The 637-nt window shown below is 36.3% G+C and carries 2 protein-coding genes; both read left to right on the forward strand.

Annotated features, from left to right (window positions below):
• Positions 1–239: restriction endonuclease (locus L696_RS0106215; RefSeq protein WP_025682876.1), on the forward strand; the 239-nt coding region annotated here is incomplete at its 5' end.
• Between the two features lie 202 nt (positions 240–441).
• Positions 442–618 carry an AAA family ATPase gene (locus L696_RS29260; protein WP_081750691.1) on the forward strand — a complete coding sequence of 59 codons (177 nt, stop codon included), beginning with the start codon at positions 442–444 and terminating at the stop codon, positions 616–618.
• The last annotated feature ends 19 nt before the right edge of the window (positions 619–637 follow it).

Consider the following 637-nt stretch of genomic DNA (forward strand, 5'->3'; position numbering starts at 1 on the left):
TCTTGAAAGGCAAGGAAGGCTATAAAATCGCAGTTCAGTGCAAACGTTGGAAACGTGATGTCGGGAATGATATTGTACTCCGGCTCAAGGCTGGGAAGCAGGTACATGGTTGCTATGATGCTTGGATTGTGACGACGAGTAATTTTACCAAGGCTGCTAAAGAGGCGGCAGATAGATTGAACATTAAATTGATTAATGGTGTGGCGTTGGCTGATAGGCTAAAGAGGTGGAAAAAATGAAACAATAATAGACCGATTGTCAACCCAAGTGCGATAAAGATAACGTGAGTTAAGGTACTTTATTGGTTTATTTTATAAGAATTACGGGGCTCCTTTTTTCAGTTAGTCAGTGATAAAAAATTATTCACAGTATAAGGTTTGTTGAATTAACAGAATTTAATTGTATAAAATTAAATTGATTTTAAGGAGACATAGGTCTATTATGCAAATTACAAAAGTTAAGATTAGAAACTTTAGAAGTTTCGGAGATAGAGAGATTAGCATCAGTCTTTCAAAATTAACTACTTTTGTCGGAAGCAATAGTACTGGAAAAACCGCGCTCATACAGGCATTACAGAAAATGTTTGGTACTTCTCAAAGTGTGGATCGGCTACACTAAGTTGGACAGAAAAAATAAG

The organism is Paenibacillus maysiensis (assembly GCF_000520815.1).
Lineage (GTDB): Bacteria > Bacillota > Bacilli > Paenibacillales > Paenibacillaceae > Paenibacillus > Paenibacillus maysiensis.